This is a genomic window from Escherichia sp. XD33 (assembly GCF_019375075.1).
Classification (GTDB): domain Bacteria; phylum Pseudomonadota; class Gammaproteobacteria; order Enterobacterales; family Enterobacteriaceae; genus Enterobacter; species Enterobacter flexneri_A.
Genome location: NZ_JAENDM010000007.1, coordinates 1 through 16,499, shown reverse-complemented (window position 1 = coordinate 16,499; position 16,499 = coordinate 1). Strand labels below are relative to the sequence as shown.

The window sequence follows — 16,499 nt, the reverse complement described above, 5'->3', positions numbered from 1 at the left end:
GTTCACGCCCCGCTTTCTTTCCCGCCGACTAACATCCTTCCCCCGTCCGTTGTATAGTGACCTCTCTCTTGCGGTTCCATCTGTTCTTGCGAGGTGTTTATGCTTGATGAAAAAAGTTCGAATACCGCGTCTGTCGTGGTGCTATGTACCGCACCGGATGAAGCGACAGCCCAGGATTTAGCCGCCAAAGTGCTGGCGGAAAAACTGGCGGCCTGCGCGACCTTGATCCCCGGCGCTACCTCTCTCTATTACTGGGAAGGTAAGCTGGAGCAAGAATACGAAGTGCAGATGATTTTAAAAACTACCGTATCTCACCAGCAGGCACTGCTGGAATGCCTGAAGTCTCATCATCCATATCAAACCCCGGAACTTCTGGTTTTACCTGTTACACACGGAGACACAGATTACCTCTCATGGCTCAACGCATCTTTACGCTGATCCTGCTACTTTGCAGCACTTCCGTTTTTGCCGGATTATTCGACGCGCCGGGACGTTCACAATTTGTCCCAGCGGATCAAGCCTTTGCTTTTGATTTTCAGCAAAACCAACATGACCTTAATCTGACCTGGCAGATCAAAGACGGTTACTACCTCTACCGTAAACAGATCCGCATTACGCCGGAACACGCGAAAATTGCCGACGTGCAGCTGCCGCAAGGCGTCTGGCATGAAGATGAGTTTTACGGCAAAAGCGAGATTTACCGCGATCGGCTGACGCTTCCCGTAACCATCAACCAGGCGAGTGCGGGAGCGACGTTAACTGTCACCTACCAGGGCTGTGCTGATGCCGGTTTCTGTTATCCGCCAGAAACCAAAACCGTTCCGTTAAGCGAAGTGGTAGCCAACAACGCAGCGTCACAGCCTGTGTCTGTTCCGCAGCAAGAGCAGCACACCGCGCAATTGCCCTTTTCCGCGCTCTGGGCGTTGTTGATCGGTATTGGTATCGCCTTTACGCCATGCGTGCTGCCAATGTACCCACTGATTTCTGGCATCGTGCTGGGTGGTAAACAGCGGCTCTCCACTGCCAGAGCATTGTTGCTGACCTTTATTTATGTGCAGGGGATGGCACTGACTTACACGGCGCTGGGTCTGGTAGTTGCCGCCGCAGGGTTACAGTTCCAGGCGGCGCTACAGCACCCATACGTGCTCATTGGCCTCGCCATCGTCTTTACCTTGCTGGCGATGTCAATGTTTGGCTTGTTTACTCTACAACTCCCCTCTTCGCTGCAAACACGTCTCACGTTGATGAGCAATCGCCAACAGGGCGGCTCACCTGGCGGTGTGTTTGTTATGGGGGCGATTGCCGGACTGATCTGTTCACCATGCACCACCGCACCGCTTAGCGCGATTCTGCTGTATATCGCCCAAAGCGGGAACATGTGGCTGGGCGGCGGCACGCTTTATCTCTATGCGTTGGGCATGGGCCTGCCGCTGATGCTAATTACCGTCTTTGGTAACCGCTTGCTGCCGAAAAGCGGCCCGTGGATGGAACAAGTCAAAACCGCGTTTGGTTTTGTGATCCTCGCACTGCCGGTCTTCCTGCTGGAGCGAGTGATTGGTGATGTATGGGGATTACGCTTGTGGTCGGCGCTGGGTGTCGCATTCTTTGGCTGGGCCTTTATCACCAGCCTACAGGCTAAACGCGGCTGGATGCGCGTGGTGCAAATAATCCTGCTGGCAGCGGCATTGGTTAGCGTGCGCCCACTTCAGGATTGGGCATTTGGTGCGACGCATACCGCGCAAACTCAGACGCATCTCAACTTTACACAAATCAAAACGGTAGATGAGTTAAATCAGGCGCTCGTTGAAGCCAAAGGCAAACCGGTGATGTTAGATCTTTATGCCGACTGGTGCGTCGCCTGTAAAGAGTTTGAGAAATACACCTTCAGCGACCCGCAGGTGCAAAAAGCGTTAGCAGACACGGTCTTACTTCAGGCCAACGTCACGGCCAACGACGCACAAGATGTGGCGCTGTTAAAGCATCTTAATGTCCTTGGCCTACCGACAATTCTCTTTTTTGACGGACAAGGCCAGGAGCATCCACAAGCACGCGTCACGGGCTTTATGGATGCTGAAACCTTCAGCGCACATTTGCGCGATCGCCAACCGTGAACGACACTTGCAGTGGGAAAGACGGAGGAAAATAGCGTGCAACGTGAAGATGTACTGGGAGAAGCCCTGAAATTATTAGAATTACAAGGGATTGCCAACACCACGCTGGAGATGGTTGCTGAACGTGTGGATTATCCACTGGACGAGCTACGCCGCTTCTGGCCAGACAAAGAGGCAATCCTCTACGATGCGCTGCGTTATCTTAGCCAACAGATAGATGTCTGGCGTCGTCAGCTGATGCTGGACGAAACGCAAACCGCCGAACAAAAGCTGCTGGCACGTTATCAGGCGTTATCGGAGTGCGTTAAAAACAACCGCTATCCGGGCTGTCTATTTATCGCTGCCTGTACGTTTTATCCCGATCCTGGCCACCCTATTCATCAACTGGCCGATCAGCAAAAAAGCGCGGCCTACGATTTCACCCACGAACTGTTAACCACACTGGAAGTTGACGATCCGGCGATGGTAGCAAAGCAGATGGAACTGGTGCTGGAAGGCTGTTTAAGCCGAATGCTGGTGAATCGTAGCCAGGCGGATGTCGACACTGCACATCGGCTGGCGGAAGATATCCTGCGCTTCGCCCGCTGCCGCCAGGGTGGTGCATTGACCTGACAGAAACACAGAAAAGAAGCGATTTGCCGCAATCTTAAGCAGTTGAATCGCTTTTACTGAAATTAGGTTGACGAGATGTGCAGATTACGGTTTAATGCGCCCCGTTGCCCGGATAGCTCAGTCGGTAGAGCAGGGGATTGAAAATCCCCGTGTCCTTGGTTCGATTCCGAGTCCGGGCACCAAATTCATATAAACGGATCTCCACGGAGGTCCGTTTTTCGTTTCAGGACGCCACGATTTAAGCGTTCTGCCTCCAAATCAATTCTCCCGAACTCAACCAGATTCTCCCCACATCACCAGCAATTTGCGGGCATATCCCAATTCGGGAAAATTTGTTCCTGAGCGATAGCACTAACTGACGTGAAATGTCGTGCGGCCCCGTGATGTTGTTGAACGTCAAATGACGTCATCAGGAGCGTAACGCATCCATAAAGCACAACACCGGTCTGAACGCCGACTGATGAGATTTTCTGAATGAGAACAAAGAGAAATGTATCAGTCCGCTTGCTCATGCAAAGACTAACAATCCATTAAAATAGTAAGCGCTCCGGACAATTTTCCATGGATTATTTTCTGAACATTTTTCTTTGGCAAAGATGATGAATTTTGATGGTAAGGAATATTACTTCTGGTTCTCAGTAAAATCCTTTCTTAATACCATGTAATCAAGAAGTTTATGGCTGGTAAAAATAACGTCTTGCATTCACCAATAATATGTAAATAAACCCATCTATAGATGGTAAAAATAGGTTGTGGCAATTATCATTGCATCATTCCCTTTTCGAATGAGTTTCTATTATGCAACAACCTGTAGTTCGCGTTGGCGAATGGCTTGTTACTCCGTCCATAAACCAAATTAGCCGCAATGGGCGTCAACTTACCCTTGAGCCGAGATTAATCGATCTTCTGGTTTTCTTTGCTCAACACAGTGGCGAAGTACTTAGCAGGGATGAACTTATCGATAATGTCTGGAAGAGAAGTATTGTCACCAATCACGTTGTGACGCAGAGTATCTCAGAACTACGTAAGTCATTAAAAGATAATGATGAAGATAGTCCTGTCTATATCGCTACTGTACCAAAGCGCGGCTATAAATTAATGGTGCCGGTTATCTGGTACAGCGAAGAAGAGGGAGAGGAAATAATGCTATCTTCGCCTCCCCCTATGCCAGAGGCGGTTCCTGCCACAGATTCTCCCTCCCACAGTCTTAACATTCAAAACACCGCAACGCCACCTGAACAATCCCCAGTTAAAAGCAAACGATTCACTACCTTTTGGGTATGGTTTTTTTTCCTGTTGTCGTTAGGTATCTGTGTAGCACTGGTCGCGTTTTCAAGTCTTGATACACGTCTTCCGATGAGCAAATCGCGTATTTTGCTCAATCCACGCGATATTGACATTAATATGGTAAATAAAAGTTGTAACAGCTGGAGTTCCCCGTATCAGCTCTCTTACGCGATAGGCGTGGGTGATTTGGTGGCGACATCACTTAACACCTTCTCCACCTTTATGGTGCATGACAAAATCAACTACAACATTGATGAACCGAGCAGTTCCGGTAAAACATTATCTATTGCGTTTGTTAATCAGCGCCAATACCGTGCTCAACAATGCTTTATGTCGATAAAATTGGTAGACAATGCAGATGGTTCAACCATGCTGGATAAACGTTATGTCATCACTAACGGTAATCAGCTGGCGATTCAAAATGATTTACTGGAGAGTTTATCAAAAGCGTTAAACCAACCGTGGCCACAACGAATGCAGGAGACGCTCCAGCAAATTTTGCCTCATCGTGGTGCGTTATTAACTAATTTTTATCAGGCACATGATTATTTACTGCATGGCGATGATAAATCATTGAACCGTGCCAGTGAATTATTAGGTGAGATTGTTCAATCATCCCCAGAATTTACCTACGCGAGAGCAGAAAAAGCATTAGTTGATATCGTGCGCCATTCTCAACATCCTTTAGATGAAAAACAATTAGCAGCACTGAACACAGAAATAGATAACATTGTTACACTACCGGAATTGAATAACCTGTCCATTATATATCAAATAAAAGCGGTCAGTGCTCTGGTAAAAGGTAAAACAGATGAGTCTTACCAGGCGATAAATACTGGCATTGATCTTGAAATGTCCTGGCTAAATTATGTATTGCTTGGCAAGGTTTATGAAATGAAGGGGATGAACCGGGAAGCGGCTGATGCATATCTCACCGCCTTTAATTTACGCCCAGGGGCAAACACCCTTTACTGGATTGAAAATGGTATATTCCAGACTTCTGTTCCTTATGTTGTACCTTATCTCGACAAATTTCTCGCTTCAGAATAAGTAACTCCCGGGTTGATTTATGCTCGGCAATATTTGTTGTTGAGTTTTTGTATGTTACTGTTGGTATAATATGTTGCGGTAATTTATTTGCCGCATAATTTTTATTACATAAATTTAACCAGAGAATGCCCCGCAATTTATTGTAAACATTGAATGTTTATCTTTTCATGATATCAACTTGCGATCCTGATGTGTTAATAAAAAACCTCAAGTTCTCACTTACAGAAACTTTTGTGTTATTTCACCTAATCTTTAGGATTAATCCTTTTTTCGTGAGTATTCTTAGCGCCAGTTTGGTCTGGTCAGGAAATAGTTATACATCATGACCCGGACTCCAAATTCAAAAATGAAATTAGGAGAAGAGCATGAGTTCTGCCAAGAAGATCGGGCTATTTGCCTGTACCGGTGTTGTTGCCGGTAATATGATGGGGAGCGGTATTGCATTATTACCTGCGAACCTAGCAAGTATCGGTGGTATTGCTATCTGGGGTTGGATTATCTCTATTATTGGTGCAATGTCGCTGGCGTATGTATATGCCCGACTGGCAACAAAAAACCCGCAACAAGGTGGCCCAATTGCTTATGCCGGAGAAATTTCCCCTGCATTTGGTTTTCAGACAGGTGTTCTTTATTACCATGCTAACTGGATTGGTAACCTGGCGATTGGTATTACCGCTGTATCTTATCTTTCCACCTTCTTCCCAGTATTAAATGATCCTGTTCCGGCGGGTATCGCCTGTATTGCTATCGTCTGGGTATTTACCTTTGTAAATATGCTCGGCGGTACCTGGGTAAGCCGTTTAACCACTATTGGTCTGGTGCTGGTTCTTATTCCTGTGGTGATGACTGCTATTGTTGGCTGGCATTGGTTTGATGCGGCAACTTATGCAGCTAACTGGAATACTGCGGATACCACTGATGGTCATGCGATCATTAAAAGTATTCTGCTCTGCCTGTGGGCCTTCGTGGGTGTTGAATCCGCAGCAGTAAGTACTGGTATGGTTAAAAACCCGAAACGTACCGTTCCGCTGGCAACCATGCTGGGTACTGGTTTAGCAGGTATTGTTTACATCGCTGCGACTCAGGTGCTTTCCGGTATGTATCCATCTTCTGTAATGGCAGCTTCCGGTGCTCCGTTTGCAATCAGTGCTTCAACCATCCTCGGTAACTGGGCTGCGCCGCTGGTTTCTGCATTCACCGCCTTTGCGTGCCTGACTTCTCTGGGCTCCTGGATGATGTTGGTAGGCCAGGCAGGTGTACGTGCCGCTAACGACGGTAACTTCCCGAAAGTTTATGGTGAAGTCGACAGCAACGGTATTCCGAAAAAAGGTCTGCTGCTGGCTGCAGTGAAAATGACTGCCCTGATGATCCTCATCACTCTGATGAACTCTGCCGGTGGTAAAGCATCTGACCTGTTCGGTGAACTGACCGGTATCGCAGTACTGCTGACTATGCTGCCGTACTTCTACTCTTGCGTTGACCTGATTCGTTTTGAAGGCGTTAACATCCGCAACTTTGTCAGCCTGATCTGCTCTGTACTGGGTTGCGTGTTCTGCTTCATCGCGCTGATGGGCGCAAGCTCCTTCGAGCTGGCAGGTACCTTCATCGTCAGCCTGATTATCCTGATGTTCTACGCTCGCAAAATGCACGAGCGCCAGAGCCACTCAATGGATAACCACACCGCGTCTAACGCACATTAATTAAAAGTATTTTCCGAGGCTCCTCCTTTCATTTTGTCCCATGTGTTGGGAGGGGCCTTTTTTACCTGGAGATATGACTATGAACGTTATTGCAATATTGAATCACATGGGGGTTTATTTTAAAGAAGAACCCATCCGTGAACTTCATCGCGCGCTTGAACGTCTGAACTTCCAGATTGTTTACCCGAACGACCGTGACGACTTATTAAAACTGATCGAAAACAATGCGCGTCTGTGCGGCGTTATTTTTGACTGGGATAAATATAATCTCGAGCTGTGCGAAGAAATTAGCAAAATGAACGAGAACCTGCCGTTGTACGCGTTCGCTAATACGTATTCCACTCTCGATGTAAGCCTGAATGACCTGCGTTTACAGATTAGCTTCTTTGAATATGCGCTGGGTGCTGCTGAAGATATTGCTAATAAGATCAAGCAGACCACTGACGAATATATCAACACTATTCTGCCTCCGCTGACTAAAGCACTGTTTAAATATGTTCGTGAAGGTAAATATACTTTCTGTACTCCTGGTCACATGGGCGGTACTGCATTCCAGAAAAGCCCGGTAGGTAGCCTGTTCTATGATTTCTTTGGTCCGAATACCATGAAATCTGATATTTCCATTTCAGTATCTGAACTGGGTTCTCTGCTGGATCACAGTGGTCCACACAAAGAAGCAGAACAGTATATCGCTCGCGTCTTTAACGCAGACCGCAGCTACATGGTGACCAACGGTACTTCCACTGCGAACAAAATTGTTGGTATGTACTCTGCTCCGGCAGGCAGCACCATTCTGATTGACCGTAACTGCCACAAATCGCTGACCCACCTGATGATGATGAGCGATGTTACGCCAATCTATTTCCGCCCGACCCGTAACGCTTACGGTATTCTTGGTGGTATCCCACAGAGTGAATTCCAGCACGCTACCATTGCTAAGCGCGTGAAAGAAACACCAAACGCAACCTGGCCGGTACATGCTGTAATTACCAACTCTACCTATGATGGTCTGCTGTACAACACCGACTTCATCAAGAAAACACTGGATGTGAAATCCATCCACTTTGACTCCGCGTGGGTGCCTTACACCAACTTCTCACCGATTTACGAAGGTAAATGCGGTATGAGCGGTGGCCGTGTAGAAGGGAAAGTGATTTACGAAACCCAGTCCACTCACAAACTGCTGGCGGCGTTCTCTCAGGCTTCCATGATCCACGTTAAAGGTGACGTAAACGAAGAAACCTTTAACGAAGCCTACATGATGCACACCACCACTTCTCCGCACTACGGTATCGTGGCGTCCACTGAAACCGCTGCGGCGATGATGAAGGGTAATGCTGGTAAGCGTCTGATCAACGGTTCCATTGAACGTGCGATCAAATTCCGTAAAGAGATCAAACGTCTGAGAACGGAATCTGATGGCTGGTTCTTTGATGTTTGGCAGCCGGATCATATCGATACGACTGAATGCTGGCCGCTGCGTTCTGACAGCACCTGGCACGGCTTCAAAAACATCGATAACGAGCACATGTATCTTGACCCGATCAAAGTCACCCTGCTGACTCCGGGGATGGAAAAAGACGGCACCATGAGCGACTTTGGTATTCCGGCCAGCATCGTGGCGAAATACCTCGACGAACATGGCATCGTTGTTGAGAAAACCGGTCCGTATAACCTGCTGTTCCTGTTCAGCATCGGTATCGATAAGACCAAAGCACTGAGCCTGCTGCGTGCTCTGACTGACTTCAAACGTGCGTTCGACCTGAACCTGCGTGTGAAAAACATGCTGCCGTCTCTGTATCGTGAAGATCCTGAATTCTATGAAAACATGCGTATTCAGGAACTGGCTCAAAATATCCACAAACTGATTGTTCACCACAATCTGCCGGATCTGATGTATCGCGCATTTGAAGTGCTGCCGACGATGGTAATGACTCCGTATGCTGCGTTCCAGAAAGAGCTGCACGGTATGACCGAAGAAGTTTACCTCGACGAAATGGTAGGTCGTATTAACGCCAATATGATCCTTCCGTATCCGCCGGGAGTTCCTCTGGTAATGCCGGGTGAAATGATCACCGAAGAAAGCCGTCCGGTTCTGGAGTTCCTGCAGATGCTGTGTGAAATCGGCGCTCACTATCCGGGCTTTGAAACCGATATTCACGGTGCATACCGTCAGGCTGATGGCCGCTATACCGTTAAGGTATTGAAAGAAGAAAGCAAAAAATAATTAGCTCGTACAAGGGAAGTGGCTTGCCACTTCCCTTTTTTGCTCATAAGGAGAACACATGAAAACACCCTCACAGCCGCGCGCGATATACTATATCGTGGCGATCCAAATCTGGGAGTACTTCAGTTTTTACGGCATGCGTGCCTTACTCATTCTCTATCTCACCCATCAGCTTGGTTTTGATGATAACCATGCCATCAGCCTGTTCAGCGCATATGCTTCTCTGGTTTACGTTACCCCTATTCTCGGCGGCTGGCTTGCCGACCGCCTGCTCGGCAACCGCACTGCAGTGATTGCCGGCGCGCTGTTAATGACCCTTGGCCATGTGGTGCTGGGTATTGATACAAATTCAACCTTTAGCCTGTATCTGGCGCTGGCAATCATTATTTGTGGCTACGGTTTATTCAAATCAAACATCAGCTGTTTGCTTGGCGAGCTCTACGACGAGAACGATCATCGACGTGATGGCGGTTTTTCGCTGCTGTATGCTGCGGGCAATATCGGTTCTATCGCCGCCCCAATCGCCTGCGGCCTGGCTGCTCAGTGGTATGGATGGCATGTTGGCTTTGCCCTTGCGGGTGGCGGCATGTTTATCGGTTTGTTGATTTTCTTAAGCGGGCATCGTCATTTCCAGTCCACGCGTAGTATGGATAAAAAAGCGCTCACTAGCGTGAAATTTGCCTTACCGGTATGGAGCTGGTTAGTGGTGATGCTCTGTTTAGCCCCAGTATTTTTTACCCTGCTGCTGGAGAACGACTGGTCCGGATATTTGCTGGCGATCGTTTGCCTCATTGCCGCACAAATCATTGCCCGCATGATGGTCAAATTCCCCGAACACCGCCGTGCTCTTTGGCAAATTGTATTGTTGATGTTTGTCGGGACATTGTTCTGGGTACTGGCACAACAGGGCGGCAGTACCATCAGCTTGTTTATCGATCGCTTTGTGAATCGTCAGGCATTCAATATTGAAGTACCTACAGCACTATTCCAGTCGGTGAATGCAATTGCGGTGATGCTCGCTGGGGTTGTACTGGCCTGGCTGGCGTCGCCAGAAAGCCGCGGCAACTCAACATTGCGCGTCTGGCTGAAGTTTGCCTTTGGCTTACTGCTGATGGCTTGTGGCTTTATGTTGTTGGCATTTGATGCCCGACATGCAGCGGCTGACGGTCAAGCGTCAATGGGCGTGATGATATCCGGGTTGGCGCTAATGGGCTTTGCCGAACTCTTTATTGACCCGGTGGCGATTGCGCAAATCACGCGTCTGAAAATGTCTGGCGTATTAACCGGGATTTATATGCTGGCAACAGGCGCGGTCGCCAACTGGCTGGCAGGCGTAGTGGCACAGCAGACGACAGAGTCGCAAATTAGCGGTATGGCAATTGCAGCTTACCAGCGATTCTTTTCTCAGATGGGAGAGTGGACGTTGGCTTGTGTCGCGATCATCGTCGTATTGGCCTTTGCTACCCGTTTTCTGTTTAGCACGCCGACGAATATGATACAGGAGAGTAACGATTAACTGTCGTAAAAACAATTGGTTATGAATAAATTAACTTTCAGTTTATCACACTAGTAAATCGAGATTAATAAGTCATTTAAACCATTTTGATGGTTATTTATTAGTGATATCAACTTGAGGTAAGCGTTAGTTTCGATAAGATAAACTGAGTTATTAATAGTCGAGGCAGATAATACAGTGTACCGATCTGTCTCTTTATCTACGCTAAATTGAAAGCTGGATTTAGAGGAACCAAAATGTCTGAACAAGAAACACGGGGAGCCAATGAGGCTATTGATTTTAACGATGAACTGAGAAATCGCCGCGAAAAACTGGCGGCACTACGTCAGCAAGGTGTGGCGTTTCCCAATGATTTTCGCCGCGACCATACCTCTGACCAGTTGCACGAAGAGTTTGATGCGAAGGATAACCAGGAACTGGAATCCTTAAACATTGAAGTCTCGGTTGCTGGCCGAATGATGACCCGTCGTATCATGGGGAAAGCCTCCTTTGTAACGTTGCAGGATGTCGGTGGCCGTATTCAACTGTACGTTGCACGAGATAGCCTGCCAGAAGGTGTTTATAACGATCAGTTTAAAAAATGGGATCTGGGTGACATTATCGGTGCCCGCGGTACGCTGTTTAAGACGCAAACGGGTGAGCTTTCCATTCACTGTACTGAGCTGCGCCTGCTGACTAAAGCACTACGTCCTTTACCAGATAAATTCCATGGTCTGCAGGATCAGGAAGTCCGTTATCGTCAACGTTATCTGGACCTCATCGCTAACGATAAATCCCGTCAAACGTTTGTTGTCCGTTCAAAAATTCTGGCCGCTATCCGTCAATTCATGGTCGCGCGCGGCTTTATGGAAGTAGAAACCCCGATGATGCAGGTAATTCCAGGTGGGGCATCTGCTCGCCCGTTTATTACCCATCATAATGCTCTGGATTTAGATATGTATCTGCGTATCGCGCCGGAGCTGTATCTGAAACGTCTGGTTGTAGGCGGTTTTGAACGGGTATTCGAAATCAACCGTAACTTCCGTAATGAAGGTATTTCTGTTCGCCATAATCCTGAGTTCACAATGATGGAACTCTACATGGCGTATGCGGATTACCACGATTTGATTGAACTGACAGAGTCACTGTTCCGCACCCTGGCACAAGAGGTTCTGGGTACCACTAAAGTCACTTATGGCGAGCATGTGTTTGATTTCGGCAAACCGTTTGAAAAACTCACCATGCGCGAAGCAATCAAAAAATATCGTTCAGAAACCGATATGGCCGACCTGGATAATTTTGATGCTGCTAAAGCATTAGCTGAATCTATCGGTATTACGGTAGAGAAAAGCTGGGGGTTGGGACGTATTGTCACAGAGATCTTTGATGAAGTGGCAGAAGCACATCTGATTCAGCCAACCTTTATTACGGAATATCCGGCAGAAGTGTCCCCGCTGGCACGCCGTAATGATGTTAACCCGGAAATCACCGACCGTTTTGAATTCTTCATCGGTGGTCGTGAAATCGGTAATGGTTTTAGCGAATTAAACGACGCAGAAGATCAGGCTGAACGTTTCCAGGAACAGGTTAATGCTAAAGCTGCAGGTGACGACGAAGCCATGTTCTATGACGAAGATTACGTGACTGCGCTGGAATATGGTCTGCCGCCAACCGCTGGTCTGGGTATTGGTATCGACCGAATGATTATGCTGTTTACTAACAGCCATACTATTCGCGACGTTATTCTCTTCCCGGCGATGCGCCCACAGAAATAAATTTCACTTTAATGAACGAAGCAGTCAGGCGACTGCTTCGTTCATCGTTCCGCAAATCCAGTTTTGAGGAGAGACGCTTCGTTTCACGATAACCAGCGGGTCCACTCAACTACAGCTCCTAAAAGAGAGAAAAAAGTAATGCCACAGGCAGACTCATTGGCCAGGTTATTCCGACCAGGAATGCACTAAGTAAACGAATATGTGTTTTCTCATGTGAGATAAACCAGATAATGACAAAGGATATGTTCACACCAATCACATAAAAAATTAATATTTTAGAGAATAGTGCCATTTTTTATGTTCTTCTTATCCTTCCTGGCTACTTGTAAAACTGACGGAAATAGTCATCAACTGTCATAATGTTGAGGTCAAAATCAATATCCGGTAAGTCTAAGCATTTGAGCCTGATTAAATCTTCGATTTCACTTGCGGCTAACGATGTCGTTATTGCGAAGGAGTTTTCATTCAATTGTCGTGGTATCCCATATTCATCAGCCACGATAGAGGAGAAATTCATATCATACATCAATGATCTTAATCTTAAGAACACTGAGGAATAAGATGATGGATAATCAAAAGAAACAACATAAGTATTGAACTTGTTTTTACCTTCCATAATATGACTCCTATCAATATTAAACGCTCTGGGGACGCAAAACTTATTAACCCCGATTGATGATTCTCATATAGGAGATATTCTTTTTTTTGCTCAGTAAAGGGGATGACTTGGGACAAAAAAACGCGCTCTCTGCCCATTCTTTGTGCATCCCCCTACCCTTCAGATGCTCTCCTGCATCACATCGCGGAGAGAATGAAAAATATCGTGACTCTGTACTCTCCCATCAACTGCGAATATCATCATACTCCCGCGTTTTATCAAATTCATGTTTCGCAAATGGGCATAATGGGATAATTTTTCGTTTTTCCCGACGCATTTTTTCCACGACTTTCGCAACCAGCTGTTTACCAATCCCTTGCCCTTTCAGGCTTTCATCGACATCGGTATGTTCGATAATCGCTAAATTCTCTCCGGTCGGCACAAAGACAATTTCAGCGATTTGCTTGCCTTGTTTGTCATTAATGTAAAATTTATTGTGGCCTTCGCGTATTTCCATTTTACCCTCGCTTATTTATGACGGTATTTCAGCGCGCCGCTCGGGCACGTATCAATCACTTTAACCACAGTGGCGACGTCGACTTCATCCGGCATGATCCACGGCTTTCGTTTGAGATTAAATAACTTGCCGTTGCCACGTACGCAATTGCCAGAATGCTGACATATCGCAGTGTTGAAATAGACATCGATCTTTTCGCCGGTATAACAGCGATAACCCCCGTCCAGTAGCGCCTGACCCATGACCTTCCCTCTCTCATCAGTATGATTATCGCTATAAGCATAGCCCCGGAATCTTCATACAGCACTGGCAGTTTCCGTTGCCAGAGTCTCTTCCCCTATATAGCCAATCATTCTTACTCCCTTTGAATTACCCGCCTCATCAGAGATAATGCTTAAGAAATTTGTCACACAAGGAAGCTGATGAGACATTCATTGCCCTACCGCATGTTACGCAAACGTCCGATGAAATTGAGTACCACAGTGATCTTAATGGTCAGTGCGGTACTGTTCTCGGTGCTATTGGTGGTGCATCTGATTTACTTCTCGCAAATCAGTGATATGACGCGAGATGGGCTAGCCAACAAGGCACTGGCAGTGGCGCGTACCCTCGCCGACTCGCCGGAAATCCGTCAGGGCTTGCAGAAAAAACCGCAGGAGAGTGGCATCCAGGCCATCGCGGAAGCCGTACGCAAACGCAACGATCTGCTGTTTATTGTCGTTACCGATATGCAAAGTCTTCGCTACTCGCATCCTGAAGCCCAGCGTATTGGTCAGCCATTTAAAGGTGATGACATCCTTAAAGCGCTGAATGGCGAAGAAAATGTCGCTATCAATCGCGGTTTTCTGGCGCAGGCTTTACGCGTATTTACCCCCATCTACGATGAAAATCATAAACAAATTGGCGTGGTGGCGATCGGCCTTGAGTTAAGCCGTGTGACCCAACAGATCAATGACAGTCGCTGGAGCATTATCTGGTCGGTATTATTTGGCATGCTGGTCGGACTGATTGGCACCTGCATTCTGGTTAAGGTACTGAAAAAAATCCTTTTCGGCCTGGAACCCTACGAAATCTCCACGCTGTTTGAGCAACGCCAGGCCATGTTGCAGTCTATCAAAGAAGGCGTCGTTGCCGTGGACGATCGCGGCGAGGTCACGCTGATCAACGATGCCGCACAAGAATTGCTGAATTACCGTAAGTCGCAGGACGATGAGAAACTGTCGACGCTAAGCCACTCATGGTCACAGGTGGTAGATGTCTCGGAAGTGTTACGCGACGGTACCCCGCGCCGCGACGAAGAGATTACGATTAAAGACCGGCTATTACTGATCAACACCGTTCCGGTGCGCAGTAATGGCGTTATCATCGGTGCCATTTCAACCTTCAGGGACAAAACTGAAGTACGTAAACTGATGCAGCGACTCGACGGTCTGGTCAACTATGCTGACGCACTTCGTGAACGATCCCACGAATTTATGAATAAATTGCATGTGATTCTCGGATTATTGCATCTGAAGAGTTATAAGCAGTTGGAAGATTACATTCTCAAAACAGCCAATAACTATCAGGAAGAGATTGGCTCTCTGCTGGGTAAGATCAAATCTCCGGTTATCGCTGGTTTTTTAATCAGCAAGATTAACCGCGCGACCGATTTAGGCCATACGCTGATTTTAAACAGTGAAAGCCAGCTGCCAGACAGCGGCAGTGAGGACCAGGTCGCGACGCTGATTACCACGTTGGGAAATCTGATAGAAAACGCGCTGGAGGCATTAGGGCCGGAACCCGGAGGCGAAATTAGCGTAACATTGCACTACCGTCACGGCTGGCTGCACTGTGAAGTTAATGATGATGGACCGGGGATCGCACCCGATAAAATCGATCACATTTTTGACAAAGGTGTCTCGACAAAAGGAAGCGAGCGAGGCGTCGGTTTAGCACTTGTCAAACAACAGGTAGAAAATCTCGGCGGCAGCATCGCCGTGGAATCGGAACCCGGGATTTTCACACAATTTTTTGTCCAGATACCCTGGGACGGGGAGAGGTCGAACAGATGATCAATGTATTAATTATCGATGACGACGCAATGGTCGCGGAGCTGAATCGCCGATACGTAGCACAAATCCCAGGCTTTCAATGCTGTGGAACAGCCTCGACGCTGGAGAAAGCCAAAGAGATTATCTTCAATAGCGATACGCCTATCGACCTGATATTGCTCGATATCTATATGCAAAAAGAGAACGGGCTCGATTTACTGCCTGTCCTGCATAACGCGCGTTGCAAAAGTGATGTGATTGTCATCTCCTCCGCAGCCGATGCGGCAACCATTAAAGATTCGCTGCATTACGGTGTCGTGGATTACCTGATCAAACCCTTCCAGGCTTCCCGCTTTGAAGAGGCGCTCACCGGCTGGCGGCAAAAGAAAATGGCGCTGGAAAAACATCAGTATTATGACCAGGCCGAGCTTGATCAGCTAATCCACGGCAGCAGCTCCAACGAGCAGGATCCTCGTCGCTTGCCAAAAGGCTTAACGCCGCAGACGTTACGCACGCTGTGCCAGTGGATTGACGCGCATCAGGACTATGAGTTTTCAACCGACGAGCTGGCTAACGAGGTTAACATCTCGCGTGTTTCCTGCCGTAAATACCTCATCTGGCTGGTCAACTGCCACATCTTGTTCACCAGTATCCATTATGGCGTCACGGGGCGTCCGGTTTACCGTTACCGTATTCAGGCAGAACACTACTCACTACTGAAACAATATTGCCAATAACGGATCGCTGGTTATCTGTAAGTAATAATTATTGGTAATGACTCCAACTTACTGATAGTGTTTTATGTTCAGATAATGCCCGATGACCTTGTCATGCAGCTCCACCGATTTTGAGAACGACAGTGACTTCCGTCCCAGCCTTGCCAGATGTTGTCTCAGATTCAGATTATGTCGCTCAATGCGCTGAGTGTAACGCTTGCTGATAACGTGCAGCTTTCCCTTCAGGCGTGATTCATACAGCGGCCAGCCATCCGTCATCCATACCACGACCTCAAAGGCCGACAGCAGGCTCAGAAGACGCTCCAGTGTGGCCAGAGTGCGTTCACCGAAGACGTGCGCCACAACCGTCCTCCGTAT

Annotated in this window: 14 protein-coding genes, 1 tRNA gene and 2 pseudogenes; 12 read left to right on the top strand and 5 right to left on the bottom strand. The window is 47.6% G+C overall.

The window, feature by feature from the left end; genetic code table 11:
• The first annotated feature begins 99 nt into the window (after window positions 1-99).
• From cutA to lysS, 10 genes and pseudogenes are all read left to right on the top strand, one after another.
• Window positions 100-438 carry a divalent cation tolerance protein CutA gene (gene cutA / locus K0778_RS06285; protein ID WP_000883400.1) on the top strand — a complete coding sequence of 113 codons (339 nt, stop codon included), beginning with the start codon at window positions 100-102 and terminating at the stop codon, window positions 436-438.
• The gene (gene dsbD, locus K0778_RS06280) at window positions 414-2,111 is read left to right on the top strand and encodes a protein-disulfide reductase DsbD (RefSeq protein WP_000068928.1); all 1,698 of its coding nucleotides are present in this window, start codon (window positions 414-416) and stop codon (window positions 2,109-2,111) included. The genes cutA and dsbD overlap by 25 nt, the downstream gene beginning before the upstream one ends.
• A gap of 36 nt (window positions 2,112-2,147) precedes the next feature.
• Window positions 2,148-2,723, top strand: a complete 576-nt coding sequence (locus K0778_RS06275; protein ID WP_001188520.1) for a transcriptional regulator — start codon at window positions 2,148-2,150, stop codon at window positions 2,721-2,723.
• A gap of 106 nt (window positions 2,724-2,829) precedes the next feature.
• Window positions 2,830-2,905: transfer RNA gene (locus K0778_RS06270), tRNA-Phe, on the top strand.
• Between the two features lie 197 nt (window positions 2,906-3,102).
• Window positions 3,103-3,262 (top strand): annotated as a pseudogene (locus K0778_RS28300) (integrase); the annotation flags it as partial.
• 259 nt (window positions 3,263-3,521) lie between these two features.
• A complete protein-coding gene (cadC, locus tag K0778_RS06265; protein ID WP_063084811.1) occupies window positions 3,522-5,060 on the top strand; it encodes a lysine decarboxylation/transport transcriptional activator CadC in 1,539 nt (512 codons plus the stop codon).
• Window positions 5,061-5,425: 365 nt separating this feature from the next.
• Complete coding sequence (gene cadB, locus K0778_RS06260) at window positions 5,426-6,760, top strand: cadaverine/lysine antiporter (protein WP_000092909.1); 1,335 nt, start codon at window positions 5,426-5,428, stop codon at window positions 6,758-6,760.
• A 79-nt stretch (window positions 6,761-6,839) separates the two neighbouring features.
• Window positions 6,840-8,987, top strand: coding sequence for a lysine decarboxylase CadA (gene cadA / locus K0778_RS06255; protein WP_001295383.1), 2,148 nt, complete (start codon window positions 6,840-6,842; stop codon window positions 8,985-8,987).
• 58 nt (window positions 8,988-9,045) lie between these two features.
• Window positions 9,046-10,503 (top strand): dipeptide/tripeptide permease DtpC, encoded by a 1,458-nt coding sequence (dtpC, locus tag K0778_RS06250; RefSeq protein WP_000856841.1) that lies wholly within the window; start codon window positions 9,046-9,048, stop codon window positions 10,501-10,503.
• A 236-nt stretch (window positions 10,504-10,739) separates the two neighbouring features.
• A complete protein-coding gene (gene lysS / locus K0778_RS06245) occupies window positions 10,740-12,257 on the top strand; it encodes a lysine--tRNA ligase (RefSeq protein ID WP_063084812.1) in 1,518 nt (505 codons plus the stop codon).
• Window positions 12,258-12,375: 118 nt separating this feature from the next.
• Here lysS and ghoT read toward each other — a convergent pair whose 3' ends face one another.
• The 4 genes from ghoT to yjdI all read right to left on the bottom strand — a co-directional run bounded on the left by ghoT (window position 12,376) and on the right by yjdI (window position 13,614).
• The gene (gene ghoT / locus K0778_RS06240) at window positions 12,376-12,549 is read right to left on the bottom strand and encodes a type V toxin-antitoxin system toxin GhoT (protein ID WP_001173343.1); all 174 of its coding nucleotides are present in this window, start codon (window positions 12,547-12,549) and stop codon (window positions 12,376-12,378) included.
• A gap of 27 nt (window positions 12,550-12,576) precedes the next feature.
• Window positions 12,577-12,873 carry a type V toxin-antitoxin system endoribonuclease antitoxin GhoS gene (gene ghoS / locus K0778_RS06235; RefSeq protein ID WP_000398619.1) on the bottom strand — a complete coding sequence of 99 codons (297 nt, stop codon included), beginning with the start codon at window positions 12,871-12,873 and terminating at the stop codon, window positions 12,577-12,579.
• 226 nt (window positions 12,874-13,099) lie between these two features.
• Window positions 13,100-13,372 (bottom strand): GNAT family N-acetyltransferase, encoded by a 273-nt coding sequence (locus K0778_RS06230; RefSeq protein WP_000405651.1) that lies wholly within the window; start codon window positions 13,370-13,372, stop codon window positions 13,100-13,102.
• 11 nt (window positions 13,373-13,383) lie between these two features.
• Window positions 13,384-13,614 carry a 4Fe-4S mono-cluster protein YjdI gene (gene yjdI / locus K0778_RS06225; protein ID WP_063084813.1) on the bottom strand — a complete coding sequence of 77 codons (231 nt, stop codon included), beginning with the start codon at window positions 13,612-13,614 and terminating at the stop codon, window positions 13,384-13,386.
• Window positions 13,615-13,794: 180 nt separating this feature from the next.
• On the opposite strand from yjdI, the gene K0778_RS06220 reads away from it, so the two are divergent.
• Both K0778_RS06220 and dcuR read left to right on the top strand, forming a co-directional pair.
• Window positions 13,795-15,426: a sensor histidine kinase gene (locus K0778_RS06220; RefSeq protein WP_001216477.1), complete on the top strand. Its 1,632-nt coding sequence runs from the start codon at window positions 13,795-13,797 to the stop codon at window positions 15,424-15,426.
• On the top strand, window positions 15,423-16,142 hold the full coding sequence (gene dcuR / locus K0778_RS06215) for a two-component system response regulator DcuR (protein WP_000611288.1): 720 nt from the start codon (window positions 15,423-15,425) through the stop codon (window positions 16,140-16,142). The genes K0778_RS06220 and dcuR overlap by 4 nt, the downstream gene beginning before the upstream one ends.
• A gap of 48 nt (window positions 16,143-16,190) precedes the next feature.
• Here dcuR and K0778_RS06210 read toward each other — a convergent pair.
• Window positions 16,191-16,499, bottom strand: a pseudogene (locus tag K0778_RS06210) (IS1-like element IS1X2 family transposase); the annotation flags it as partial.